The organism is Pseudoduganella buxea (genome assembly GCF_009720835.1).
Lineage (GTDB): Bacteria > Pseudomonadota > Gammaproteobacteria > Burkholderiales > Burkholderiaceae_D > Rugamonas > Rugamonas buxea.
Genome location: NZ_WNKZ01000341.1, coordinates 1 through 249 on the forward strand (window position 1 = coordinate 1; position 249 = coordinate 249).

At 60.6% G+C, this 249-nt stretch carries 1 pseudogene; it reads left to right on the forward strand.

What is annotated here, in order from left to right:
• Window positions 1-249: pseudogene (locus tag GM672_RS28805) on the forward strand (hypothetical protein); the annotation flags it as partial.

Genomic DNA, 249 nt, shown 5'->3' on the forward strand with positions numbered 1-249 from the left:
GCCAGTGCCACAGGTCCTTCAATGCACTGACCGATACGCCGCTGGCGTTTATCCGGCTGCGCGAAAAATGGCTACCGTTCCTGCAGTGCATGTTGGGTTCGATGACGGTACGCGCGGCAGCGGAAACGACCGGCATCCACCGCAACACGAGCTTTCGCTGGCGCCACCGCTTTCTTGCCATGGCCAAGGACGACCGGCCCAAGCCCTTGAGCGGCATCGTCGAGGCCGACGAAACGTATTTACTGGAAT